The organism is Streptomyces cellostaticus (genome assembly GCF_023630175.1).
In the GTDB taxonomy this organism is placed as follows: domain Bacteria; phylum Actinomycetota; class Actinomycetes; order Streptomycetales; family Streptomycetaceae; genus Streptomyces; species Streptomyces cellostaticus_A.
In genome coordinates, this window is the sequence record NZ_JALLIN010000008.1 from 137171 (window position 1) to 161814 (window position 24644).

At 72.0% G+C, this 24644-nt stretch carries 20 protein-coding genes, 2 tRNA genes and 1 pseudogene; 5 read left to right on the top strand and 18 right to left on the bottom strand.

Going from position 1 to position 24644, the window contains the following annotated elements; genetic code table 11:
* Positions 1–94: 94 nt before the first annotated feature.
* Positions 95–2965, bottom strand: a complete 2871-nt coding sequence (gene leuS / locus MXD57_RS07570) for a leucine--tRNA ligase (protein ID WP_250400537.1) — start codon at positions 2963–2965, stop codon at positions 95–97.
* A 427-nt stretch (positions 2966–3392) separates the two neighbouring features.
* Here leuS and MXD57_RS07575 point away from each other — a divergent pair, with 427 nt between their 5' ends.
* Positions 3393–4688 (top strand): cytochrome b/b6 domain-containing protein, encoded by a 1296-nt coding sequence (locus tag MXD57_RS07575; protein WP_250400538.1) that lies wholly within the window; start codon positions 3393–3395, stop codon positions 4686–4688.
* Positions 4685–6295, top strand: coding sequence for an NADH-ubiquinone oxidoreductase-F iron-sulfur binding region domain-containing protein (locus MXD57_RS07580; RefSeq protein ID WP_250400539.1), 1611 nt, complete (start codon positions 4685–4687; stop codon positions 6293–6295). The genes MXD57_RS07575 and MXD57_RS07580 overlap by 4 nt, the downstream gene beginning before the upstream one ends.
* A 176-nt stretch (positions 6296–6471) precedes the next feature.
* Here MXD57_RS07580 and MXD57_RS07585 read toward each other — a convergent pair.
* Positions 6472–6544 (bottom strand) — tRNA-Ala (locus tag MXD57_RS07585).
* 101 nt (positions 6545–6645) lie between these two features.
* Between MXD57_RS07585 and MXD57_RS07590 the strand changes: the two genes are divergently transcribed.
* Positions 6646–7887 (top strand): glycosyltransferase 87 family protein, encoded by a 1242-nt coding sequence (locus tag MXD57_RS07590; RefSeq protein ID WP_250400540.1) that lies wholly within the window; start codon positions 6646–6648, stop codon positions 7885–7887.
* On the opposite strand, the gene MXD57_RS07595 is transcribed toward MXD57_RS07590, so the two are convergent.
* From MXD57_RS07595 to MXD57_RS07635, 9 genes are all read right to left on the bottom strand, one after another.
* Positions 7866–8099 carry a hypothetical protein gene (locus MXD57_RS07595; protein WP_003976229.1) on the bottom strand — a complete coding sequence of 78 codons (234 nt, stop codon included), beginning with the start codon at positions 8097–8099 and terminating at the stop codon, positions 7866–7868. The two genes, MXD57_RS07590 and MXD57_RS07595, sit on opposite strands and share 22 nt — an antisense overlap.
* A 3-nt stretch (positions 8100–8102) precedes the next feature.
* On the bottom strand, positions 8103–8276 hold the full coding sequence (locus MXD57_RS07600) for a hypothetical protein (RefSeq protein WP_250400541.1): 174 nt from the start codon (positions 8274–8276) through the stop codon (positions 8103–8105).
* Between the two features lie 362 nt (positions 8277–8638).
* Positions 8639–8711, bottom strand: a tRNA-Ala gene (locus MXD57_RS07605).
* Between the two features lie 130 nt (positions 8712–8841).
* The gene (locus MXD57_RS07610; protein ID WP_250400542.1) at positions 8842–9510 is read right to left on the bottom strand and encodes a histidine phosphatase family protein; all 669 of its coding nucleotides are present in this window, start codon (positions 9508–9510) and stop codon (positions 8842–8844) included.
* Positions 9507–9941, bottom strand: a complete 435-nt coding sequence (rsfS, locus tag MXD57_RS07615; protein ID WP_250400543.1) for a ribosome silencing factor — start codon at positions 9939–9941, stop codon at positions 9507–9509. Before rsfS ends, MXD57_RS07610 begins: the two co-directional genes overlap by 4 nt.
* A gap of 101 nt (positions 9942–10042) precedes the next feature.
* Positions 10043–11794 carry a LytR C-terminal domain-containing protein gene (locus MXD57_RS07620; protein WP_250400544.1) on the bottom strand — a complete coding sequence of 584 codons (1752 nt, stop codon included), beginning with the start codon at positions 11792–11794 and terminating at the stop codon, positions 10043–10045.
* 16 nt (positions 11795–11810) lie between these two features.
* A complete protein-coding gene (gene nadD / locus MXD57_RS07625; protein ID WP_250400545.1) occupies positions 11811–12470 on the bottom strand; it encodes a nicotinate-nucleotide adenylyltransferase in 660 nt (219 codons plus the stop codon).
* Positions 12471–12526: 56 nt separating this feature from the next.
* Positions 12527–12691 carry a hypothetical protein gene (locus MXD57_RS07630; RefSeq protein ID WP_250400546.1) on the bottom strand — a complete coding sequence of 55 codons (165 nt, stop codon included), beginning with the start codon at positions 12689–12691 and terminating at the stop codon, positions 12527–12529.
* 142 nt (positions 12692–12833) lie between these two features.
* The gene (locus MXD57_RS07635) at positions 12834–12998 is read right to left on the bottom strand and encodes a hypothetical protein (protein ID WP_250400547.1); all 165 of its coding nucleotides are present in this window, start codon (positions 12996–12998) and stop codon (positions 12834–12836) included.
* Between the two features lie 102 nt (positions 12999–13100).
* Here MXD57_RS07635 and MXD57_RS07640 point away from each other — a divergent pair, with 102 nt between their 5' ends.
* Positions 13101–14249 carry a M48 family metallopeptidase gene (locus MXD57_RS07640; RefSeq protein WP_250400548.1) on the top strand — a complete coding sequence of 383 codons (1149 nt, stop codon included), beginning with the start codon at positions 13101–13103 and terminating at the stop codon, positions 14247–14249.
* Positions 14250–14290: 41 nt separating this feature from the next.
* On the opposite strand, the gene MXD57_RS07645 is transcribed toward MXD57_RS07640, so the two are convergent.
* The 5 genes and pseudogenes from MXD57_RS07645 to proB all read right to left on the bottom strand — a co-directional run.
* Positions 14291–15361 (bottom strand): SCO2583 family membrane protein, encoded by a 1071-nt coding sequence (locus MXD57_RS07645; protein ID WP_250400549.1) that lies wholly within the window; start codon positions 15359–15361, stop codon positions 14291–14293.
* A gap of 90 nt (positions 15362–15451) precedes the next feature.
* Positions 15452–16024 (bottom strand): SCO2584 family spore wall biosynthesis protein, encoded by a 573-nt coding sequence (locus tag MXD57_RS07650; protein ID WP_250400550.1) that lies wholly within the window; start codon positions 16022–16024, stop codon positions 15452–15454.
* Positions 16025–16132: 108 nt separating this feature from the next.
* Positions 16133–17419: a glutamate-5-semialdehyde dehydrogenase gene (locus tag MXD57_RS07655; protein ID WP_250400551.1), complete on the bottom strand. Its 1287-nt coding sequence runs from the start codon at positions 17417–17419 to the stop codon at positions 16133–16135.
* 127 nt (positions 17420–17546) lie between these two features.
* Positions 17547–17981: a hypothetical protein gene (locus MXD57_RS07660; protein WP_250400552.1), complete on the bottom strand. Its 435-nt coding sequence runs from the start codon at positions 17979–17981 to the stop codon at positions 17547–17549.
* 165 nt (positions 17982–18146) lie between these two features.
* Positions 18147–19247 (bottom strand): annotated as a pseudogene (gene proB, locus MXD57_RS07665) (glutamate 5-kinase); the annotation flags it as partial.
* Positions 19248–19477: 230 nt separating this feature from the next.
* Here proB and MXD57_RS07670 point away from each other — a divergent pair.
* Positions 19478–20881, top strand: a complete 1404-nt coding sequence (locus tag MXD57_RS07670) for a polysaccharide pyruvyl transferase family protein (RefSeq protein WP_250400553.1) — start codon at positions 19478–19480, stop codon at positions 20879–20881.
* A 17-nt stretch (positions 20882–20898) separates the two neighbouring features.
* On the opposite strand, the gene MXD57_RS07675 is transcribed toward MXD57_RS07670, so the two are convergent.
* On the bottom strand, positions 20899–22137 hold the full coding sequence (locus MXD57_RS07675) for a glycosyltransferase family 2 protein (protein WP_250400554.1): 1239 nt from the start codon (positions 22135–22137) through the stop codon (positions 20899–20901).
* Positions 22138–22366: 229 nt separating this feature from the next.
* The gene (locus tag MXD57_RS07680; protein WP_250400565.1) at positions 22367–24481 is read right to left on the bottom strand and encodes a hypothetical protein; all 2115 of its coding nucleotides are present in this window, start codon (positions 24479–24481) and stop codon (positions 22367–22369) included.
* Positions 24482–24644: the final 163 nt, after the last annotated feature.

The window sequence follows — 24644 nt, forward strand, 5'->3', positions numbered from 1 at the left end:
CCGGAGAAACCCCGAACCTGCCCGTAGGGGACCACCCCGAGGTGTCCGGTCCCCGGGCCCTGGGGCGTGCTCACGCGCTCACGCGCTCACGCCCTCACGCCGGAACGATGTTGACCAGCTTGGGCGCCCGCACGATCACCTTGCGGATGGCCGCGCCGTCCAGCGCGGCGACGACCCTCTCGTCCGCCAGGGCCGCCTTCTCCAGCTCCTCGTCGGAGATGCCGGGCGACACCTCCAGACGCGCCTTGACCTTGCCCTTGATCTGCACGACACAGGTCACGGTCTCGTCCACCACGTACCGCGGGTCGGCGACCGGGAAGTCCCGGTGGACGACCGAGTCGGTGTGGCCCAGCTTGCGCCACAGCTCCTCGGCGACGTGCGGGGCGAGCGGGGCGACCAGCAGCACCAGCGGCTCGGCGACCGAGCGGGGCAGCTCGCCGCCGGCCTTGGTCAGGTGGTTGTTCAGCTCGGTCACCTTGGCGATGGCGGTGTTGAAGCGCAGCCCCTCCAGGTCCTGGCGCACGCCGTCGATCGCCTTGTGCAGGGCGCGGAGCGTCTCCTCGCCGGGTTCGGCGTCGGTGACGGTGACCTCGCCGGTGCTCTCGTCGACGATGTTGCGCCACAGCCGCTGCAGCAGCCGGAACTGACCGACCACCGCGCGCGTGTCCCACGGCCGGGACACGTCCAGCGGGCCCATCGCCATCTCGTACAGGCGCAGCGTGTCGGCACCGTACTCGGCGGCGATCTCGTCCGGAGTCACCGCGTTCTTCAGGGACTTGCCCATCTTGCCCAGCAGGCGGGTGACCTTCTCGCCCTGGTGGTAGTACGCGCCGTCGCGCTCCTCGACCTCGGCGGCGGGTACCGCGATGCCGCGGCTGTCGCGGTAGACGTAGGCCTGGATCATGCCCTGGTTGAACAGCTTGTGGAACGGCTCCGCGGAGGAGACGTGCCCCAGGTCGAACAGGACCTTGGACCAGAAGCGCGCGTACAGCAGGTGCAGCACGGCGTGCTCGGCGCCGCCGACGTACAGGTCGACGCCGCCGTGCGGCAGGCCCTCGCGGGGGCCCATCCAGTACCGCTCGATCTCCGGGTCGACGAGCTGCCGGTCGTTGTGCGGGTCCAGGTAGCGGAACTCGTACCAGCAGGAACCGGCCCAGTTGGGCATGGTGTTGGTCTCGCGCCGGTACTTCTTCGGCCCGTCGCCCAGGTCCAGGGTGACGTTGACCCACTCCTCGTTGCGCGACAGCGGGGTCTCGGGCTGGGTGTCGGCGTCGTCCGGGTCGAAGGTGCGCGGGCTGTAGTCCTCGACCTCCGGCAGCTCCAGCGGCAGCATCGACTCGGGCAGCGCGTGGGCGACGCCGTCCTCGTCGTAGACGATCGGGAAGGGCTCGCCCCAGTAGCGCTGGCGGCTGAACAGCCAGTCGCGCAGGCGGAAGTTCACGGTGCCCGCGCCGATGCCCCGGCGTTCCAGCCATGCGGTGATGCGCGCCTTGGCCTCGGTGACGCCCAGGCCGTCGAGGGAGATCTCGTCGTTGGCGGAGTTGATGACCTTCGCGTCGTACGACGCGAAGGCGTCCTCCCAGGTGGAGGTGTCCGTGCCGCGGCCGTCGGTGGGCTCGACGACGCAGTGGATCGGCAGTTCGAAGGCGCGCGCGAACTCGAAGTCGCGCTGGTCGCCCGCCGGGACGGCCATGATCGCGCCGGTGCCGTAGCCCATCAGGACGTAGTCGGCGACGAAGACGGGGACCTGCTCGCCGTTGACCGGGTTGGTGGCGTACGCGCCGATGAAGACACCGGTCTTGTCCTTGGCCTCGGCCTGCCGCTCGACGTCCGACTTGGCGGCGGCCTGCGCGCGGTAGGCGGCGACGGCCTCGGCGGGCGTGGCGTGGCCGCCGGTCCACACCTGGTGGGTGCCCTCGGGCCAGGCCTGCGGGGTGAACTTCTCGACCAGCGGGTGCTCGGGGGCCAGCACCATGTAGGTCGCGCCGAACAGGGTGTCGGGGCGGGTGGTGAAGACGGTGATGCGCTCGCCGTCGATCGGGAAGTCGACACGGGCGCCCTCGGAGCGGCCGATCCAGTTGCGCTGCTGCAGCTTGATGGCCTCGGGCCAGTCCAGCGCCTCCAGGTCGTCCAGCAGCCGGTCGGCGTAGGCGGTGATGCGCATGTTCCACTGGCGCAGCTTGGCCTTGAACACCGGGTAGTTGCCGCGCTCGGAGCGGCCGTCGGCGGTGACCTCCTCGTTGGCCAGCACGGTGCCCAGGCCGGGGCACCAGTTGACCGGCGCGTCGGAGGCGTAGGCCAGGCGGTACTCGCCCAGCACCTCGGCGCGCTCGACGGCGCTCAGCTCGCGCCAGGGGCGCCCGCCGGGCACCGCGCGCTCACCGGACTCGAAGCGGGCGACCAGCTCGGAGATCGGGCGCGCCGCCCCGGCCTCGTCGTCGTACCAGGAGTTGAAGATCTGCAGGAAGATCCACTGGGTCCACTTGTAGTACTCCGGGTCGATCGTGGCGAACGACCGGCGCTTGTCGTGGCCCAGGCCCAGCCGGCGCAGCTGGGCCTTCATGTTCTCGATGTTCGCCTCGGTGGACACGCGCGGATGCGTGCCGGTCTGCACGGCGTACTGCTCGGCGGGCAGGCCGAAGGCGTCGAAGCCCAGGGTGTGCAGGACGTTGTGGCCGGTCATCCGCTGGAACCGGGCGTGGACGTCGGTGGCGATGTAGCCCAGGGGGTGACCGACGTGCAGGCCGGCGCCCGAGGGATACGGGAACATGTCCATGATGAACTTCTTGGGACGGGCGGCCAGCTCGGGGTCGCCCGCCAGGTCGCCCTTGGGGTTCGGCGCCGCATAGGTGTCGTCGGCGTCCCAGAAGTCCTGCCAGCGTGCCTCGATCTCGGCCGCCATGGCGGCCGTGTAGCGGTGCGGCGCGGCCACCTCGGCGGTGGCAGCGGGGTTCGTCTCGCTCATGGTCCTCAAAGCTCCATCGATCGTCTCTGCCTGCGGCTGCCTGCGGCTGTGACACTCAGGAAACGAAAAATCCCCTCGCACAGGAGGGGACGCCGCGCCGATGCCGACCACACGGTTCGACCGGTGGGTCGGTACTGATCAGCGCGGCCCGCTAAGCAGAAGGCGTACGGCACGCATGGCGCTAGGGTACCGCAGCCCTTGAGCAAGCCGCGACGCGCTTCCGTATGCCTGGTGGACATGACACGAACCCGCCCGCAACTGAACCAAGGTCAGAGAATACTTCGCGTAACAGCCACTAAGGGACACCGTCCCAGTCGCATTGTCATTTGATAACAACGCAATAACTCAAAGCTCCTACTGATCGGTATGGCGCCACTTAGAGTTCGGCAGCGGGACCGCTTTCCCGGAACTGCTCGGAGTTGCCCCCATGAACCCTCGTCGTAGTAACAGCTCGCTCCCCAAACCGGGCCGGTCGGCCTATGGGGTGGCGTCCGCCGTCGCCCTGCTGCTCATACCCGTGGTCGTGCTGGTCGGAGGAAGCCAGTTCCAGGAGTTCCTGAACTTCGGAGCGGGCGTCCTCTCCCTGGTCTCGCTGAGCTGTTCGGTGATCTGGGGCCTGTTCGCCCAGGACCGGATCTTCCTGAACACACGCCAGCGGATCATCGGCCAGGCGGTGCACCGGACGACCGCGGTCGCCTCCATCGCGTTCCTGCTGCTGCACATCACGACCAAGATCGCGCTGGACCACACCCAGCTCATCGCCGCGATCGTCCCGTTCTCGCTCGGCGTCACCGGAAGCGCCGGCCTGATCGGACTGGGCTCGCTCGCGGGCCTGCTGATGGTGTTCGTGGGCGTCACCGGCGCCCTGCGCAGCAACTTCGCCGCACCCGCCCCGGTCGCCGCCCGCTGGCGGGCGATGCACATGCTGGCCTATCCGGCCTGGTGCGCGGCGCTGGTGCACGGGCTCTACGCGGGTCGCCCGGCCAAGCCGATCTTCGTGATCCTGTACAGCCTCTCCCTGCTCGGCGTGATGGGCGCGCTGGCGCTGCGCTCCGCCCCGCGCCCCGTCAAGCGCAAGGTCGCCGACCGGCTCGTCGCCGTCCTCGGCTCCTCGGAGCGGCGCGGGTTCGACGAGCTGGACGCGAGCCGCACGCGGGCCGCCGAGTCCGCCCTGCCGGGTTTCGACTCCCGGCGCGAGCCGAGGCCGTCGCCCGCCGACGCGCCGGGCGGCCCCGGGACCGCGCCGCTGTACCAGCCCTCCCCCGCCGCCCCGGCCGCCGAGCCCGGCTCCGGCTTCGCGGCCGCCTATCGCGCGGTGTCCACGCCGGGCCGCCCCCAGCAGCCGTACGCGGCCGACCGGACCGCGCGCATGGACCTGCCGCTGGACATGCAGGCCACGGAGGCGATGCCGCGCGTGGACGGCCCGTCGAGCACCTCGGGAAGCTGGCCGATCCCGTCCCCGCCGCCGGTCGGTGAGGCCCCGCCGTCGGCGTACGACCCGCTCCAGGACACCGGATACAACATCCCGGCCTACGACAATCCCGGCACCGGCGGCTACGGCGGACGTGACATGTACGACACCGGTGAGACGAACGCCCCCTATGGGACGTACAACTCGGGTGACACGTTCAACAGCGGTCCCGCCACCGAAACAACCCCCGGCGCGTACGGCACGCCGGGTTCGGGCGAACCTTGGAACACGCCTTCCGGAGGCTATAGGTGAACGAGGCCCTGCCCGACGTCCCGGAGGTCCGCGTGGTCGGCCTTCCGCAGCTGACCTCGGGCTTCGACCTTGTCGAGCGGCTCGACCTGCCCATGCACCTGAAGGTGCACGGGCCGCTGGACCCGCTGGGCGGCGAACAGCTCGCCCAGCTCGCCGAGCGCATCGGCCTCAAGGGCCGCGGCGGCGCGGGCTTCCCGTTCCACAAGAAGCTGCGCTCGGTCGCCGAGTCGGCGATCAAGCGCGGGGTGCGCCCGGTCGTCGTCGTCAACGGCAGTGAGGACGAGCCGGCCTGCCGCAAGGACACGGTGCTCATCAACCGCGCCCCGCACCTCATCCTGGACGGCGCCCTGCTGTGCGCGGAGGCGCTCGGCGCGCGCACGCTCGTGATCGGCGTCACCAGGGAGTCCACCCAGCGCTCCATGGAGGCGGCGCTGGCCGAACGAGGCCTGAGCAACAGCCGCAGGTCGGCGCTGCGCGCGTGGGTGCAGCGCAACCCGGTCCGGATGGTCACCGGCGCCGCCGCGTCGCTGATCCGCTCGGTCGACGGCGGCCCGGCGATCCCGCCCGGCCGCAAGATCAGCGCCTCGCAGAGCGGCGTCGGCGGCGCGCCCACGCTGCTGTCCAACGCGGAGACGTTCGCGCAGCTCGCCATCGCCGCCCGCATCGGCCCCGAGCGCTACGGCAACACCGGCCTGTACGACGAGCCGGGCACCGTCATGCTCACCGTGTCCGGGGCGGTCGCCCGGCCGATGGTGCTCGAGGTCCCCACCGGGGTGCCGCTGCGCTACGTCCTGCAGCTCGCCGGCGCCCCGCCGGTGCCGCAGGGCGTGCTGACCGGCGGCTACCACGGCAAGTGGATCGACGCGGCGACCGTCAACGAGGCGATCGTCTCCCGCAACTCGCTGAACGCGGTGGGCGGTTCGCTGGGCGCGGGCGCGATCCTGCCGATCAGCCAGGAGACCTGCCCGCTGGGCGAGTCGCTGCGGGTCGCCCAGTGGCTGGCCGAGGAGAGCGCCGGCCAGTGCGGCCCCTGCTACCTCGGACTGCCCGCCGCCGCGCGCGGCCTGGAGGACATCCTGAACGGCGGCGGACCGGCCGCCCTGGAGGCACTGAAGCAGGTCGCGAAGAACGTGAAGCGGCGCGGGGCGTGTTCGCACCCCGACGGCTCCGCGATGTTCCTGGAGTCGACCATCAAGGCGTTCACCGACGACCTGGCCGCGCACGTCCTCGGCAACGGCTGCGGACGGCCCGTGGAGGGCGTGCTGCCGCTCTTCGAGGGGGGCAGGGCCCCCGCCGGCCTCCCGGGCGGCGCCGAGCCCGAGGAGGCCGGCGGCAGCCGCCAGAAGATCTACGTCGACTGGACGCTCTGCCGGGGCCACGGTCTCTGCGCCGACATCCTCCCCGAGGTCTTCGAGCTCGGCGCGGACGGCTTCCCGACGGTGGCGCAGGCTCAGGTGCCGCGCTACGCCGAGGCGAAGGCGCTGCGCGCGGTGCGCCGCTGCCCCGCCCTGGCGCTGCGCATCGAGGAGGACACCCGCGGCCAGGCGCCGTCACGCAACCTGCCCGTCCTCTCCCAGGGCCGCGGCCGGCGGGCGCTCGGGCGCTGACACCAACGGCCACGTGCGAAGGGCGTCCGGACCGGGCGCCCTTCGCACGCCGGTCGACGCGCACACGCGCGGGCGTACGGGCCGGGCGGGACGGCGAACACGTCCGCGACGGGAAACGTGGCAGGAGACACGTCGAAGGCGGACCATCCGTTCGGACGGTCCGCCTTCGATTTCTGTGGAGCTAAGGAGAATTGAACTCCTGACCTCCTGCATGCCATGCAGGCGCTCTACCAACTGAGCTATAGCCCCTCGCCTTGTTCCGCCCGGTCTCCCCGGCGGCGACGCCAACATTACACGGTCCCGGGGGTGCAGCACCAAATCGTTTCCCGCTTGGCGCCATATGAGAGCTAATGTCTGCTTTCGTGACCCTGATCGCGCCCCCCGGAGCCCGGCGCCGTCCGCCGGTGGCGGCGGGCGCGTGCCTGGTGTCGTTCACGGTGTTCTGGCTGGCCCAGCGGGCCGCGCACGTGTCGATGATCGACCTGATGGTGTACCGGGCCGAGGGGGCCACCGTCCGCGCGGGCGGCGACCTGTACGCGCTGCGGGCGACCGCCGCGCACCTGCCCACCACCTATCCCCCCTTCGCGGCCCTGCTGTTCACGGCGTTGACGCTGCCGGGCACCGCGGTCCTGCGCACGCTGGCCACGGCCGGGAACCTGGTCCTGCTGCTGGTGTTCGTGCGGCTGTCCCTGACGCTGGCCGGGCACACGCGCGCGCAGACCGTCTGGTGGGTCGCGGCGGTGGCCGTCTGGTGCGAGCCGGTGTGGACGACCCTGCGCTACGGCCAGGTCAACCTGCTGCTGGCCACGGTGGTGCTGTGGGACCTGGCCCCGCACCGGGCCGGCGGCCGCGGCCGCCGGCCCGGTGCGGGGCTCGGGCTGGCCGCCGCGGTGAAGCTGACGCCGGCGCTGTTCCTGGTGTTCCTGCTCGCCACGGGGATCGCGGCCCGGCTGCGGGGCGGCGACGGGGAGCCGTGGCTGCGTCACGCGCGAGGGGCGGCGATCACGTTCACCGGCGCCACCCTGCTCGCGGCGGCCGCCCTGCCGAAGGACTCCTGGCGGTTCTGGACGGACACGGTGTTCCGCTCGGACCGGGTCGGGCACGCCGAGGACACCGCCGACCAGGCCCTGCGCGGCGTTCTGGCGCGACTGCTGCACACCGCGGACCCCGGCGCCGTCTGGACGGCCTGCGCGGCCGTGGTGGCCGCCGCGGGGCTCGCCGTGGCGGTGGCGGCGGAGCTGCGCGGGATGCGGGCCTGGGCGGTGTGCTGCTGCGCGGTCACCGCACTGCTGGTCAGCCCGGTGTCGTGGACGCACCACTGGGTGTGGTGCGTACCCGTGGTGCTGCTGCTGTGGTCGCGCGGACACCGGGCGGCGGCCCTGGGCGCGGCCCTGGTGTTCTGCTCGTACGCCCCCTGGTGGGTGCCGCACGGCCCGGCACGGCCCGAACTGCACCAGAGCGGCGCGCAGATGGCGCTGTCGGCCCTCTACGCGGGGGCCGCCGCGCTGTTCCTGGTGGCGGCCCGCGCCGCGACATCGTTGCCGGGGCGACGTCGGGGGTCGGCGTTACGTCAAGCCGTGACGAAGGAGTAGAACCTCTTGAGCGTGCAGTGCTCCTCCAGCAGGCGGCCGTAGATCGGCTCGCCCTCCAGCTCGCGGTAGGTCTCGATCGGGTCGCCTTTTATGATCAGCGCCCGCGCGCATTCCTCGCACCAGTACTGGTAGTCGGGATTGACCGGCTCCATGTCGCGGACGATCGGCGTACCACTGCCGCACCAGTCGCACTTCCGCCTGTGTGCACCCATCGATCAGCTCCAGCTGTGGCCGCAGGCCGTGCACACGTAGGAGATTCCGCCGTTGTCGCCGAGGACCTGCGCCACATGCCCGGAACCGCAGGAAGGGCAGCTGATCCGGGTGGCCTTCTCCCGTATCGACGCAGCATCGAGGAGGTGGCCGACCTCCCCAAGGATGCTCGCAGGCATCGCTACTCCTCCCGTCGGGCCGCGCCCCCTTCCGGCCGTTTGATTCTGCCACGGCCGGGCCAATACGGTCAGCGACGCCTCGGTACCGGTCCGGACACGGCGCCCGCCGCGGCCTGGCCGGCGGTACCCGCGCGCCCACCGGGAACGCCTCCGTGGAGGTATACGCCCGCAGGCCCCCGGGTGACTCAAGCCGGTACGGGACCAGTCTGCCCAACACCGCCCCGCCGGGTCAGCCGGACGAGCCGGTAACAACGCGAGGGCCGGCCGTCCGGAACAGTCGCCGGAACACAGAGGATCCCGCCCCCTGTGGGGGACGGGATCCTCATCATCGATCTCTGACAACTCGGCAGAGTGTCGATCCGTGGAGCTAAGGAGAATTGAACTCCTGACCTCCTGCATGCCATGCAGGCGCTCTACCAACTGAGCTATAGCCCCTTGTCCCACGCGGCGAGCCGCATGGTGTTTCGCCCCGCTCGGCGGGGCGAACAAGAAGAACTTTAGCCTGTGACCTGCCGGAAAGTGAAATCCGGGTCCCCGGGTGGGGAACGGCGGGCCGGAGGGCCGCTCAGTCGTCGTCGCCGAGGACGGGCTCCGGGAGGGTGCCCGCGTTGTGCTCCAGCAGGCGCCAGCCGCGGGCGCCCTCGCCGAGGACGGACCAGCAGCAGTTGGACAGGCCGCCGAGGCTCTCCCAGTGCTGGGCCTCGAGGCCCAGGAGCCGACCGATGGTGGTGCGGATGGTGCCGCCGTGGCTGACCACCACGAGGGTGCCGTCCTCGGGCAGCTTGTCGGCGTGCCGCAGCACGACGGGAGCGGCCCGGTCGGCGACCTCGGTCTCCAGCTCACCGCCGCCGCGGCGGACCGCCTCGCCGCGCTTCCAGGCGGCGTACTCCTCGCCGTGGCGGGTGATGATCTCGTCGTGCGTCAGCCCCTGCCAGACGCCCGCGTAGGTCTCGCGCAGACCCTCGTCCCGGGTGACGTCGAGCCCGGTGAGGGCGGCCAGCTCGGCGGCCGTGTTCGCGGCCCGGAGCAGGTCGGAGGAGACGATCGCGTCGGGCCTCAGCGAGGCGAGCAGCCGGGCGGCGCGGCGGGCCTGGCCGACGCCGGTCTCGGTCAGCTCGACGTCCGTGCTGCCCTGGAAGCGGCGCTCGACGTTCCACGAGGTCTGGCCGTGCCGCCACAGGATGACGCGGCGGCCCCGGCCCCTGTGATCGGTCACTTCGCCGGTGGCGCTCATCGCCAGTCCCCGTCCGGCTCCTCGGCCTGCAGCTTGGCGTGCTCCTCGGCCTTGCCGCGGGTGGCCCTGGCGTCGGCGGGCAGTTCGAGCTCGGGGCAGTCCTTCCACAGCCGCTCCAGGGCGTAGAAGACCCGCTCCTCGCTGTGCTGGACGTGGACGACGATGTCGACGTAGTCGAGCAGGATCCAGCGGGACTCGCGGTCGCCCTCGCGGCGTACGGGCTTGGCGCCGAGTTCCTTCTGCAGGCGCTCCTCGATCTCGTCGACGATCGCCCGGACCTGGCGGTCGTTCGGCGCGGAGGCCAGCAGGAATGCGTCCGTGATCGACAGCACGTCGCTGACGTCGTAGGCGATGACGTCGTGGGCGAGCTTGTCGGCCGCGGCCTGGGCGGCGGTGTTGATGAGGTCGAGGGAACGGTCGGTGGCGGTCACTACGCGGCTTTCGGTCGGCGGTCTGTTGACCTCAAGGGTCTCACGGACCGCCTCGCGCACCCCACGCGATTGCGGCATCGCGCGGGGTGCTCCGCCCGGGGTCACGAGGAGGCGGGCCGGTAGTCCCCGCCGAGGACGACCGAGACGTCGGCGCCGGAGGACACGGTGCCCTTGGCCACGGAGCCGGCCGGCAGGCCCAGCGTCTTGGCGACCTCGGCGGCGTCCGCCTTGTCGGCGGCGTCGGCGTAGAGCACCTGGGAGGTGGTGCGGGCGCCGGACGCGGTGCCGCCCTCGAGGAAGGTGAAGCCGCCGTTCAGGAGCACGACGCGGGCCTTCTCCGTGTCGTCCTTCACACCGGTGGCGTTCTGGACCGAGACCCGCACCGCCGATCCGGCGTCGGGGCTCTTGGCGGTGCCGCCGAGGACGTCCTTGACCACGCTGTCGCCGGTCGCGGCGCTCAGGGTGCCGTCGGCCCGCACGGGCAGCAGGGCCGTCCGGTAGTCGCCGCCCTTGGCGAGGTCGGCGAGGCCCGCGAGGAAGGTGCCGAGATCCTTGTCGGTCAGCGGCGGGTCGAGGATCTGCGCCAGGGTCCGCACGGTGGTGGTGGCGGCCGCGGGCTCGGAGGAGAGCTTGCGCAGCACGCCCCGCATGACCTGCCCGAACCGCTCGAGCTGAGCGTTCTGGGACTCGCCGGACGCGCGGTAGGTGGCGTAGGCGACGGCCATCCTGCCGCTGAGGGTCTGCGCCCGGCCCCGGTGGACCAGGGGGGCGGAGCCCTTCTTCCCGGCGTCCGGGTCGGGCACGTCGGCGTCGGTGTCCACGTCGATGTTGCCGACCAGGTCGACGAGGTTCTGCAGGTAGGGCGTGTCCAGCCGCCAGGTGCCCTGGATGCTGGTCCCGAGGACGGTGTCGAGTTCTTCGCGGGTGCCGGAGGCGCCGTCGTCGTCGACGGACTCGGCGAGCGTCGTGGTGGAGCCGTCGTCGCCGCTCAGCGCCAGGGAGTTGGGCAGCAGCACGGTGGTGCCCTGCTTGGTGGTGGTGTTGTCGACCAGCAGTGCCGTGGAGGTGCCGGCCTTCCCGGTGTTGTGCAGGTGGACGACGATGACGTCGCGCTTCTGGGCGCCCACCGGCGTGGCCGTGCCGTTCTCGGTGCCGGAGGAGGACAGGCCGGGCAGCTTCCCGGCGTACCAGAGGTAGCCGGCGCCGCTCACGGCGACGAGGGCGAGGACCACGAGGAGGGCGATGGCCCGGCCGCGGGCACGGCGGCGGGCCTCCTCGCGGCGCTCGGTGCGGTTCTCCGTGAACGCCAGCCAGTCGATGACGTCCTCGGAGTCGGCGTCGGGTTCCTCGACGAAGGCGAACTGCTCGTCGCCGCCGTCCGGCTCCCCGGGGGCGGCCCGGGGCCCGGGGGCCTCGGGCTCCCGAGGGGCGGTGGTTCCGCCCGGGCCCGCCTGCTGCGGGATGTGGGCGGTCTGCTCGGCGACCCGGTGGTGCTGCCCGCCCGCCGCCTGCCCGTAGGGGTCGTACGGGGCGGAGGTGTCGGGGGCGGAGGTGCCGTAGGTGTCGTAGGTGTCGTACGGGGCCGGGGAGCCGTACGGGTCGTAGGCGGGCGTGGCGGGCTGCTGCCCGCCGGTGCCGTAGGCGTCGTAGGCGTCGTAGGACCGCGGCTCCCGGGTGCCCGCGGGGTACGGGTCGTAGCCGTAGCCCTGCTGGGCGTACGGGTCGTAGGACGGCTGTGGCGCCTGCTGCGCCGGGATCTGCCGGTACACGGGCTGCCCGTACTCGTCGTAGCCGACGAGTTCGTACGGGGCGGCGCCCCGGGCGGCGTCATCCGCGTCGTATCGGTCGTTCACCGGTGCCCCTCTCGGCTCACTCGCCGCGGTACAGCTCGCGCTTGTCGATGTAACGCACGACTCCGTCCGGCACCATGTACCAGATGGGGTCGCCCTTGGCGACTCTCGCACGGCAGTCCGTCGAGGAGATGGCGAGGGCGGGAACCTCGACGAGCGAGACACCGCCCTCCGGCAGGCCCTGGTCGGTCAGGTGGTGACCGGGGCGGGTGACGCCGATGAAGTGCGCGAGGGAGAACAGTTCCTCGGAGTCCCGCCAGGTGAGGATCTGGCCGAGGGCGTCGGCGCCGGTGATGAAGAACAGGTCGGTGTCGGGGTTGAGGGCCCTCAGGTCGCGCAGCGTGTCGACGGTGTAGGTGGGGCCGCCCCGGTCGAGGTCGATCCGGCTGACGGAGAACTGCGGGTTCTCGGCGGTGGCGATGACCGTCATCAGGTAGCGGTCCTCGGCCGGGGAGACCTTGCCGTGGGACTTCTGCCACGGCTGGCCGGTGGGCACGAACACCACCTCGTCGAGCTGGAACTGGGCGGCGACCTCGCTGGCCGCCACGAGGTGCCCGTGGTGGATCGGGTCGAACGTTCCGCCCATGACGCCGAGACGGCGCTTGCCCGTGTGGGCGGGGCCGTTGCCCGGGTGTGGCACCGGGCGCACCGGACCGGTGGGCATGTCCTGCTCTTCCATGCGTGCAGACCCTACCGGCCCGGTCCGAGGGCCCTGGCCGGGGACGGGGTCCCGGTTCAGCGGTCGCGGTTGAAGCGGGTGGTGATCCACAGCAGGAGCAGCAGGACGATCAGCGCACCGCCGCCGGTGACCGCCGGGTTCAGGCTGTTGTGGTTGCCGCCGTGCTCCTCGCCCTCGGCGGCGAGGGTGACGAGCTGGGCGGCGGCGAGATGGAGGCTCATCGGCAGGACCTATCGCGTGTGGGCGGGATGAAGATGTCGGCTCATCGTAAGCGGGCGGCCCGGCGGCGATCACCCCGGCACCGCCGTCGCGGCGGACGGGGAGGCGCCGAGCGCGCCCCGGGCGGGGAACTTCCGCGGCCCGTCAGTCGTCCTTCTGCTTGTAGCCGCGCAGCAGGAGCCATGCGGTCAGTGCGCAGCCCAGGAACATCACGATCAGAACGATCCGGAGCAGGTTGCCCGATCCGTGCTGCTGGACCGCGGTGCCGGCGGCCTCGGTCAGCCAGGTGGCCCCGGGGCGGTACTCCATGACGTGGTCTCCTTCGCTGTACTGCCCTTCCACGGTATCTCCGCCTAGGCTGGCTCCCGCCTCGGGGGCGACAGTGGCACTGACACGCACATGGGGGAAGACATGTCCGACGACGGCCGTGAGCACACCGGGCACGAGCGGGTGCCTGGCAGGCAGCGCAGGCGCTTCCCGGGGATCTCCTCGCGCGCCTACGAGCATCCGGCCGACCGGTCGGCGCTGGTGGCACTGCGCAAGCTGAGCGGTTTCGACACCGTGTTCAAGGCGCTCAGCGGGCTGCTGCCGGAGCGGAGCCTGAGGCTGCTGTTCCTGTCCGACTCGGTGCGTGTCTCGGAGCGGCAGTTCGCGCACCTGCACGGCATGCTGCTGGACGCCTGCTACATCCTGGACCTGGAGAAGGTCCCGCCGATGTACGTCACGCAGGACCCGCAGCCGAACGCGATGTGCATCGGTCTGGACGAGCCGGTCATCGTGGTCACCACCGGCCTCGTCGAGCTGCTCGACGAGGAGGAGATGCGGGCGGTCGTCGGGCACGAGGTGGGGCACGCCCTGTCCGGTCACTCGGTGTACCGCACGATCCTGCTGTTCCTGACGACGCTCGCCCTGAAGGTCTCCTGGATCCCGCTGGGCAACATAGCGGTCATGGCGCTCGTGACCGCGCTGCGGGAGTGGTTCCGCAAGTCGGAGCTGTCGGCGGACCGGGCCGGGCTGCTGGTCGGGCAGGACCTGCGGTCCTCCATGCGCGGCCTGATGAAGATCGCGGGCGGCAACCACCTGCACGAGATGAACGTGGACGCGTTCCTGGAGCAGGCCGAGGAGTACGAGGCCGGCGGCGATCTGCGCGACTCGGTGCTGAAGATCCTGAATGTGCTGCCCCGCTCGCACCCCTTCGCCACCATCCGGGCCGCGGAGCTGAAGAAGTGGGCCGGGTCCCGGGACTACCAGCGCCTGATGGACGGCCACTACCCGCGGCGCAGCGAGGACAAGGACACCTCGGTGAGCGGCTCCTTCCGTGAGTCCGCCGCGAGCTACGCCGGCGATGTGCGGACCTCCAAGGACCCGCTGATGAAGCTGGTCACGGACCTCGCGGGCGGCGCCGGGGACTTCGGCGGCCGGGTCCGCCGCGGTTTCGACGGCTTCCGTAGCCCGGCCCCGCCGAAGGACGGCCCGCGGGACGGTCGTGCGGACGGGCCGCAGGACGGCCCGCGGGGCGCGTCCGAGCAGGACGGGCAGGAAGGGCAGGACGGGCAGTAGCCGGACACCCGCCCCGGGCCGCGGGCGACCCGCCCGCGGCGTCAGACCTTCGGCTGGGCCTCGGCGGCCAGCGTGCCGCAGAGCGCCGCGGGGCTGTCCGCCATGTAGGGGTCGGTGCCCGCCGGGCCGCCGCTCCGGGCGGTCTGGCCGGACAGCAGGGGGCGCAGGTACGAGGTGGCGTCCTCGGCGCAGGACAGCGGGCCCGCCTGGGTGTGGGAGCCCGCCAGCCGGACCTGTCCCACGCGCAGGTCGTCCCGGGTGAAGCGGAAGGTCAGCTCACGGCGGACGGTGAAGAGGGACACGGCGGCGTCGGCGGTGGCACCGGCCGGGCGCAGGGCGTAGGCGAGGACCGCGTCGGCGCCGATCTCCAGCGTGGCGGCGTCGTGCTCGGCGACCCGCAGGGTGCCCTGGGCGCGGATCCGGTCGTCGGCCAGACGCGCCCGGGAGGGATCGATGCGCACCAGCCAGCCGGTGGGGGCGTGGCGGCCGTCCGCCGCGGGGTGGTCGAAGCTCCGGTCGAACTGGTCGAGCTGGTCGGAGTCGACGAGGGCCCGGACCGGGCGGACCTGGCGGCCGGTGAGGACATCGGGGTCCAGGGAGGAGCGGACCAGGTAGTTCCTGGCGATGCTCAGGGCCTCGGTGACCTGGCTGTCCGAGAAGTGCGCGGTGCTGCGGGAGGCGGGCAGCGGGATCCCCTCGGCACCGACCTCGAACCGGGCGGCCGGGCTGTGCGCGTACAGGTACTCGGCGTCGGCGGCCCCGGGCACCTCGTCCTGCGGGACCAGGGGGACGACGGTCATCCGCAGGGGCTCGGCGACGGACCGGACCCGCGAGGAGTCGTAGGGGTGGCGGACGCCCATGTAGACCGCGGTGCCGAGGGCGACGGCGATCAGCAGCAGGAGGAGCAGGACCTGCCGGGTCAGGCCGCGGCGCAGGGGCGGGCGGCGGCGTACGGCGGGCGCGTGGTCGGTCATGCGCTCCTGCGCCGAGTACTCCTGCAGGCGGGCAGCGCGGACGAACGACTCGTCGAACACGACGGATCGGTACTCGTCCTCGCCACCTGCGGGGCCGCCCTCGGGTGTCCCCTCCGGTGGGTCTCCAGGCCCGCCCATACTTTCAGGGTGGGTCCCGGGGGGCTCCGGTAAACGCACCGGTGTGCGACAACTTCTGGCAGGTTCTCGCCAGGAACGCGGGGCCGGCTCTCAGGGCGACCGGGGGACCACCGGGACCGCGGGGGGCGCGGTGTCGGAGGGGGCGGAGGGGCGGCCCTCAGCTCCCTGCTCCAGGCCGGTGGACGCGGGTGACGGCATCCGGTCGCGGGTGCCGGAGGAGGCGCCCCGGTAGACGGCGGCGAAGGCCAGCGCGACCATGCCGACGCCCATCACCAGCGCGAGCACCCAGGCGACGGGCCGGTGCCAGCGGATCTGCCCGCCGCAGGGCCAGGAGGCGCCGTGGTGGTCGTCGCGGGACCGGTCGTCGTCGAACTCGTCGTCGTCCTGATCATGACCGAATCCGGTGCCCTCGGGGCCGTAGGCGTCGTCGTAGCGGTCGCCTCCGGCGTGCGCGCGGCGGGCTTCCGCCTCGGAGGCCTCGGCCCTGGCCCGGGCAGCGGCCAGGAGGCGTTCGACGGCGGACGGCTCGTGCACCACGGCCGCCCGGACGAAGGCCTCGTCGAAGACCACGGAGGCGAACTCTTCGTCCGACACCCCGCGGTCGTGGTCGTCGTCGGGCTCCCAGCCGTCCGGGAACGGCGTGCCCCCCACGTCCTCCGGCACGGATCCAGAGTAGACCTGGGGGGTCAATTTGGGCAGACGGTACGGAAATTCATCCACCTGCCGAGACGGCTTTCCGCCAGGCCCGGCGCCGGTGGGCCGGCGGCCCGGTCAGCGGCGTACGTGCCCGTCGCCGGTGACGATGTACTTCGTGCTGGTGAGCTCCGGCAGGCCCATGGGGCCGCGGGCGTGCAGCTTCTGGGTGGAGATGCCGATCTCCGCGCCGAAGCCGAACTGGCCGCCGTCGGTGAACCGGGTGGAGGCGTTCACGGCGACGGTGGTGGAGTCGACGAGTTGGGTGAAGCGGCGGGCCGCCTGCTGGGAGGTGGTCACGATCGCCTCGGTGTGCCCGGAGGTCCACAGCCGGATGTGCTCGACGGCCTTGTCGAGGGAGTCGACGACGGCGGCGGCGATGTCGTACGACAGGTACTCGGTCTCCCAGTCCTCCGGGGTCGCCTCGACCACGGTGGCCTTGGAGTCCGCGGCGTGGGCCATGACCCGCTCGTCGGCGTGCACGGTGACTCCGGCCTCGGCGAGGGCGTCGAGGGCCCGCGGCAGGAACTCGGCGGCGATGTCCCGGTGCACCAGGAGGGTCTCGGCGGCGTTGCAGACGCTGACCCGCTGGGCCTTGGAGTTGATCAGGATCTCGATCGCCATGTCGATGTCGGCCTGCGCGTCGACGTAGACGTGGCAGTTCCCGGTGCCGGTCTCGATGACCGGCACCACGGACTCGCTCACCACGGTCCGGATCAGGGAGGCGCCGCCACGCGGGATGAGCACGTCGACGAGCCCGCGGGCACGCATCAGTTCGCGGACGGAGTCACGGCTCTCGCCGGGCACGAGCTGGGCGGCGTCCGCGGGCAGCCCGGCACCGCCGACGGCGTCCCGGATCACCCGGACGAGGGCGGTGTTGGACTCGTAGGCGGAGGCCGAGCCGCGCAGCAGGACGGCGTTGCCGGACTTCAGGCACAGCGCGGCGGCGTCCACGGTGACGTTCGGCCGGGCCTCGTAGATGATGCCGACCACACCGAGCGGGACACGGACCTGGCGCAGGTCGATGCCGTTGGGGAGGGTGGAGCCGCGCACCACCTCGCCGACCGGGTCGGGCAGCTTCGCGACGTCACGGACGTCCGCGGCGATGGCGCGGACGCGCTCGGGGGTGAGGGTGAGCCGGTCGACCACGGACTCGCTGGTGCCGTTCTCCCGGGCCTTGGCCACGTCCCTGGCGTTGGCCTCGACGATCTCGCCGGTGCGGACCTCCAGGGCGTCGGCGATGGCGAGCAGCGCGTCGTCCTTCACGGCGCGCGGGAGCGGCGCGAGACCTGCGGCGGCGGCCTTGGCCCGGTAGGCGGCCCGGGTGACCGGGGACATGGAGTCGTACGGCGAGAGCGTGGTCATGGGGGAAGGGTAGTGCGCGGCACCGGGCCGTTCAGCCGTCGTCCCACACCGCGAGACGGGGCAAAACGGGTGCGCCCGGCGTGGGACCGCACCGTGGGGCCGGGCTCCCCGGCGCGCCGGAGGCCGCTCAGAACGGGTGCACGCCCACCGGGGTCGCGGGCGCGGGGCCGTACCCCGCGGCGATGCGCTGGTGGTACGTCTCGCGGTCGATCACCTCGAGGCCGACGATCTCCCAGGCCGGCAGTCCGGCGCTCTGCCGGTGCTCGCCCCACAGCCGCAGCGCGACCGCGGCCGCGTCATGGAGGTCGCGGGCCTCCTCCCAGTAGCGGATCTCCGCGTGGTCGCCGGCGTATCTGCTGGTCAGCAGGAAGGGGTGGTCGTGGGCGAGCTGCTCAAGGGCGCGCCGCAGGTCGGGCAGCGGCACCTCCGCCCCGGAGACGCTGAGGGTGACGTGCCACAGCCTGGGCAGGTCCCTGGGTCCCTCGTGCGGCTCGTAGGTCTCTCCGGCCGCGACGCTCGTCAGAGCACCGCGGGACGCCGTCCCGGGGCGCGCTCGTCTCACGACGGCCTCCTTCTCGCATGACCCTTGACGGAACGTGTCCCATCAACATGTCCCCGGGAGAAAGTTGAGCAGGCCTCAGGGCTCCGTGTGGCGGTTTTACGGAACGTCCCCCACCGGAGGCGTCCCGTACGCCCCGTTCCGCTGGTGGCCCCGGGGGCGCGTCGAGTGGAGCAGCACCAGGTCGTCCCTGTGCACGACCTCGCGTTCGTACGCCGGGCCCAGCTCGCGCGCCAGCTCCCGGGTCGAACGTCCGATCAGCAGGGGAATCTCCTTGGCGTCGAAGTTGACGAGCCCGCGGGCCACCGCGCGCCCCCGCGCGTCCCGCAGTTCGACGGGGTCGCCGGCGGCGAAATCCCCGTCCACGGCGGCGATGCCCGCCGGCAGCAGCGAGGTGCGCCGCTCCACGACGGCGCGGACGGCGCCGTCGTCGAGGGTGAGAGAGCCCTGCGGGGTGGAGGCGTGCTGGAGCCAGAGCAGCCGGTCGGCGGAGCGCTTGCCGCTGGGGTGGAAGTAGGTGCCGGTGTCGCCGCCGGCCAGCGCCTCCGCCGCGTGGACGGCACTGGTCAGCACCACGGGGATGCCCGCGGCGGCGGCGATCTGGGCGGCCTCGACCTTCGTGACCATGCCGCCGGTGCCGACCCCGGCCCTGCCCGCACTGCCGATCTCGACCTCGGCGAGGTCCCCCGGCCCGCGCACCTCCGCAATCCGCGAGGTGCCCGGCCGGCTCGGGTCGCCGTCGTAGACGCCGTCGACGTCGGAGAGCAGCACCAGCAGGTCGGCGTGGACGAGGTGGGCGACCAGGGCGGCGAGGCGGTCGTTGTCACCGAAGCGGATCTCGTCGGTGGCGACGGTGTCGTTCTCGTTGACCACCGGCAGGGCGCCCATCGCCAGCAGCTTGTCCAGTGTGCGGGAGGCGTTGCGGTGGTGGGCGCGGCGGCTCATGTCGTCGCTGGTGAGCAGCACCTGGCCGACACGGACGCCGTAGCGGGCGAGGGATGCGGTGTAGCGGGCGACGAGCAGGCCCTGCCCGACGCTCGCGGCGGCCTGCTGGCGCGCCAGGTCCCTGGGGCGGCGGCGCAGCCCCAGGGGGGCGAGTCCGGCCGCGATGGCTCCGGAGGAGACCAGTACGATCTCCCGCTCCCCTCCGCTGCGCACCTTGGCGAGGACGTCGACGAGCGCGTCGACGCGGTCCGCGTCCAGACCGCCCGCGGCGGTGGTCAGCGAGGAGGAGCCCACCTTGACTACGATCCTGCGGGCCGCGCCCACGGCCTGCCTTGCCTCGGTCACCTTGCCTGCTGTCCCCTCGCCCCGTACCGGCCGCCCGAGCGGCGGTCGCCGCCTGTGCGGCAATCTACGCGAAGGGGGCCGGGCGGTGCGCGCCGGTCCAGCCCCCGGACAGGCGGACGGTAACCGTTCGCTCACGGTTCGCGTACGGCAAAAAGGTTGTACCCGTTGCCTATAGAAATTAAATCCTTCACCAACTTAAATTGACCGTCGTGTCACCTACTGTTCCCCACCCCAAGCGCATCCTGCTCCGATCGGGCAAGAGCCCCTATGACGTCTTCTCCGTGGAGCAGGCCCTCCACCAGGACGTCATCGCCACCAACTCCGGCAACCTGATCTTCCAGGACGCCGCGCACAAGATCCTCGAGACGCCGGACACCGAGGTGTTCTCGAACGGCGGACGCACCGAGGTGGCCGCGGCGGCGCGCATCAACGCGGAGTACGACGCGTTCGTCGTGCCGCTCGCCAACGCCTTCCGTCCGTCCTTCGAGGTGGCGCTGCAGCGGCTGACCCGCCTCATCTCGAAGCTGCGCATCCCCGTCGTGGTGCTCGGCGTGGGCGCGCAGACCGGGGTGGGCTACGACGCGACGCGGCTGAAGCAGATCGAGCCGACGGTGCGCGCGTTCTGCTCGGCGGTACTGGAGCGCAGCGCCTCGATCGGCGTGCGCGGCGACTTCACCGAGCAGTACCTGCGGGACATGGGCTTCAAGGACATCGAGGTCATCGGCTGCCCGTCGCTGTTCATGCACGGGCGCGACCTCGACGTGCGCAAGCAGGCCGACGGCCTCACCGCCGAGTCGCGGATCGCGATCAACGGCTCGCACAGCGCGGTGAAGAAGCAGGGCATGGGCCGGATCATCAGCCGCACCCACGAGCAGTACCCCAATCTGCGCTTCATCGGCCAGAACCTCTCCGACGCGCGCCAGCTCCACTGGCGGGACATGTCGGACCCGAACGCCGCGGTGACCGCGATACCGACGCACCCGGACCACCCGATGTACCGGGAGGACAAGGTGCGGGTGTACGTCGACCCGATCACCTGGATCGACGAGCTGCGCCCGTTCGACTTCTCCTTCGGCTCCCGCATCCACGGCAACATCGCGGCGCTGCTCGCCGGCACCCCCGCCACGGTGCTGTGCGGCGACTCGCGCACGCTGGAGCTGTGCCGCTACTTCGAGATCCCGCACCAGCGCCTGGACAAGGTCGCCAAGGACCCCGAGGCGGCGGACCCGGCCCGGCTGTACGAGCAGGCCGACTTCAGCGGGCTGACCGGAAACCACGCCGAGCGCTTCGACCGCTTCATCGGCTTCCTGGACAAGAACGGGCTGCAGAACACCTTCACGCACGGCGACGGTGGCGCCGCCTTCGAGAAGCGGATGCGGTCGCTGGCGTTCCCGCCGGGCGTGCGCCCCTGGAACGACGCGGACCTGTCCTCGCTCACCACCCGGTTCGGCTGGCTGCACACCCAGGTCGGCGAGCTGACCAAGGACAACGACCGGCTGCGGCGGGAGCTGGCCCGGTCCAAGCGGGTCAAGGACGCCGTCCCGGCGCCCGCGGCCTCCGTCTACCGGCGCGCCCGCCGGGTGGTGGGCCGGGCGCTGCACTCGGGCAAGTAGCGGGCGCGGTATCGGCCTCAGGCCGCCGCCGCGCCGATCCCGGCGCTCGGCAGCAGCCGCCTGATCCTGCGCAGCGCCCTGCGCGGCAGGGAACGGGCGGCCGGCCCGCGGTACCCCGGGAAGGCGCGGGCCTCCCGGGGTTCGGCCAGGTACACGTCGTCGGGGATGCCCGCGGCCTCGGAACGGAAGTGCGGGTAGGCGAGGTACAGGCGGGTGCCGCGCCTCTCCAGCAGCGCGGGGGCCTGCTTCCCGGCCCGCACGAACTCCACGACGTCCAGCAGCGGCTCCGCCCGCTGCTCGGCCACCAGGTGCAGCCGCAGCCGCTCGTGGACCTTCAGGCGGCGGGCCACCCCCGGCGTCCAGTAGGCGTCCAGCAGCGGCTTCGCCAGCGCGAGCTTGTTGCGGCGGACCGCCTCGCCGTCCTTGAGGAACTTGGGCCCGAACTGCGGCAGCAGGGTGATGAGGAAGGGCCGGACCATCAGGTCGTCGCGCCGGGGGCCGGCCGGGACCATGTCGGCGATCAGCTTCATCAGGGCGCGCGCGGAGTCGAAGCGCAGCGTGTAGCTGCCGGTCTTCGTCACGTGCTTGCCGTCCTCGCGGCCCACCAGGTAGTAGCAGGTGTGATCGGCGAGCACGGAGACACCGTCCGCCCGCAGATAGGCCTCCAGGGTGAACAGCGCGTCCTCGCCGGTCCACAGCGACTCGTCGAACCGCATGCCGTGCCGCTCCAGCAGTGCGCGGCGGAAGAGCTTCTGCGCGCTCAGCGTGAACTTTATGTTGGAGGAGAAGACGTCGGTCCGGTCCAGGGTCCGGCCGAACATGGACCGCGGCGGCGTGCGGTTGACCCCCTCGACCCGGCCGAGGACGACGTCGGTGCCGTTCCGGTCGGCCATGGCGACCATGCGCTCCAGGGCCTCGGTCCCGAGCCGGTCGTCCGCGTCGAGGAAGAAGACGTAGCGTCCGGCGGCCTTGCCGAGGCCGACGTTGCGCGGGCCGCTGGGACTGCCGGAGTTCTCCTGGCGGACGACGGTCACCGGCATCTCCGCGCGGGCCGCGAACTCCTCCAGGTACTCCCCCGTGCCGTCCGTCGAGCCGTCGTCGACCGCGATGACCTCCATGCGGGCCGGGCCGATGGTCTGCGCCTCGACCGACGCCAGGCACTCCACCAGATACGGCATCGCTTCGTACGCCCCGATGACTACGGTCACATCAGGCTGCGTCACGACGGTCACGGTTCCCCCTTGTTCACAGGACATTTCCCCCGAATCACATCATTCGCAACCTGTTAGACGGGGTCCTGTCGGAGGCGGTTGTCTGACACGGAGTAATGAGTGAGGCACGCCACACGGGGCGCGGCGGCCGCACCCGAAGGTACGCGCGAGCGGTAAGGACTGCTCATCCGTGCGACAGGGGAGCGGTAAGGGAGACGTGAAAAAGGGCCTGCCCCGGAGTGCTCCGGGGCAGGCCCTTGCGGCGGCGCGGTCGTCAGACCGCGTTCACGTCGTCCGTGTCACCGGCGGAGGTGCTCCGCTGGGCCGGCAGCGCGGTGGTCAGCTCGGCCGCCTCCGCGGGGTCGATGCTGGCCGCGCCCACCCGCGACTGCTGGCCGACGTTGCGGGTCTCGGCCTTCCGGGCCAGATCGGCGACCGCCGCGTTGAACTGGTCGATCGACGTCGGCTCGTCGGGGCCCAGCAGGTACTGCTTGAGCTCCTTGCGGTCCGCGGCCAGCGGGTCGGCGGACGGGTCGCGGACCGCGTCCAGCAGACCGCCCAGCTCGGCCGCGCCGTTGGACAGGATCGTCGCGGCGCGCACGGCGGTGTTCTGCCGCTTGAACTCCTCGGCGCCCAGCTCACCGGAGTCCGTGACCGCGTACGGCTTGCCGCTCGCGATGAAGTCGGAGACCACCGAGGAGATGTCGGAGACCATCGCGTCGGAGACGTTGAAGCAGTCGTACAGGCGCGGCTCGGCACCGGTGATGACCCTGTGCTCGTACTCCGGGAAGGAGTTCCAGTAGGCGGCGTTCCACTCGGCCCGCAGCCCGGCGATCTCCCGGTGCCGCTCGACGTCGACGATCCCGTCGCGGGTGGCCTCGGCCTCGTCGCCCTTGTCCCCGCCGGCGCCGGCCAGCTCGGCGAGGCGGGCCTCGATCCGGGCCAGTTCGGCCCGCGCCCGCTCCTGCGCGGCGGTGTCGGTGGTGAAGCGGGGGTCGGCGGCGCGCCCGGCGGCGGCCTTCTCGACCAGGGCGGTGACGCGCCGGTGCGCGGCGCCGGCCTGGGCGCTGACGGTGCCGGTGAAGGGGTGCGGCTTGTACAGGACACGCACCGGCGGGTCGGCCTCGACCAGCTTCCTCACGATGTTCTCGCCGGCCAGCACGATCGAGGTGTTGCCGGGGTTGCCGTCCCAGCCCTCCCAGGTGGGGGCGTACAGCACGGTCGGGACGCGGCCGTCGGCGGCTCCGGCGCGGGGACCCTCGGGGCCGCCCTGCCAGGTGGCGATCGGCGCGAGCTGCGGGCGGCCGACCTCGACGATGTCCTCGTCGCGGACGCCGACGTCGGCGATGGCGTAGCGGTCGCGGCCCGCCCGGCCGGCGGTCCACACCTCGTCGTACACCTTGCTGTACGGGTTGACGCTGGCCAGCTTGTCGCTGTCGCCGTGCCCGATGAAGACGTGCTTCATGGTGGGCACCCGCAGCAGGTGGATGTTCTTGCCCACGTTGGCCGCGTAGAGCGCGACGCGCACCGTCGACAGGTCCAGGTTCATCAGGTGCACCCCTCCGGGCACGCAGATGACGGGGACGGTGGTGGGGGCGAGGTTGTTCAGGATGGCACGCTCGCGCAGGATGATCAGCGGCCGGGTCTCGAGCTGCTCCATCGTCTCCAGCCACATGTTGACCTGGTACGCGGAGTCCTTGGAGCCGGAGAAGTACAGGACCGTCTCAGGCTTGTGGGCGGCCAGCCAGTCGTCCACGGCGGCGAGCACGGTCTCGGCCTTCGGCGGGATCCGCCGGCCGCGCACGTACGGCAGCAGCACCGCGACGTACAGGCAGCCGAGGGCCACGGTGATCCCGGCGCCGACGAAGCCGACGAAGGCGTCGTCCAGCGCGGCGGAGACCAGGAGGCCGGCGACCGCGAACAGGTCGAGGTGCAGCATCTTCTCCGCGGAGCGGTGCAGCAGGCCGCGCGGCGGGGCGTCCGGGACGCGGATGCGGGACTTCAGGTCGATGTTGCGGGTGGCGACCGGCATCCGGCGGCGGTTGCGGATCAGCGTCACGAGCGCGCCGTGCGGGGCCTGCAGGCCGTAGAAGGCGATGAAGCAGGCGACCGCCGCGTAGAAGACCAGGTTGTCCGCGAGGGACATCCGGGCCAGCAGCAGGATGAGCAGAAGCTGCCGGATCAGGAACCGGATCGACAGACCGGCCCGGACCTTGCTCAGGCGGTTGATCAGATAGCTGCCCTTGCGGTGCAGAAAGTGGTCCGCCAGGTACGTCACGGCGGCCGCGACCACGAAGGCGTACACGCTGGGAAGGAGCGCGGCCAGCATGAGGCAGGGGAAGCCCAGCATCATGAGGGCCGCCGCGGCCAGCTCGGCCGCGCTGCCCACCCGGGCGACGCGAATAGCGGTGGATATCACGGAGAAACCTGCTCTGAGAGGGGGAGTGCCGGTTTTGTTCGGTATCGCCGTAATTGCACGGGAATCGCGGGCTTTACCGATTACTGGGAGAGGTACGGACTCAGGCCTCTGCGAACGCCCAGTGAATGAGCGA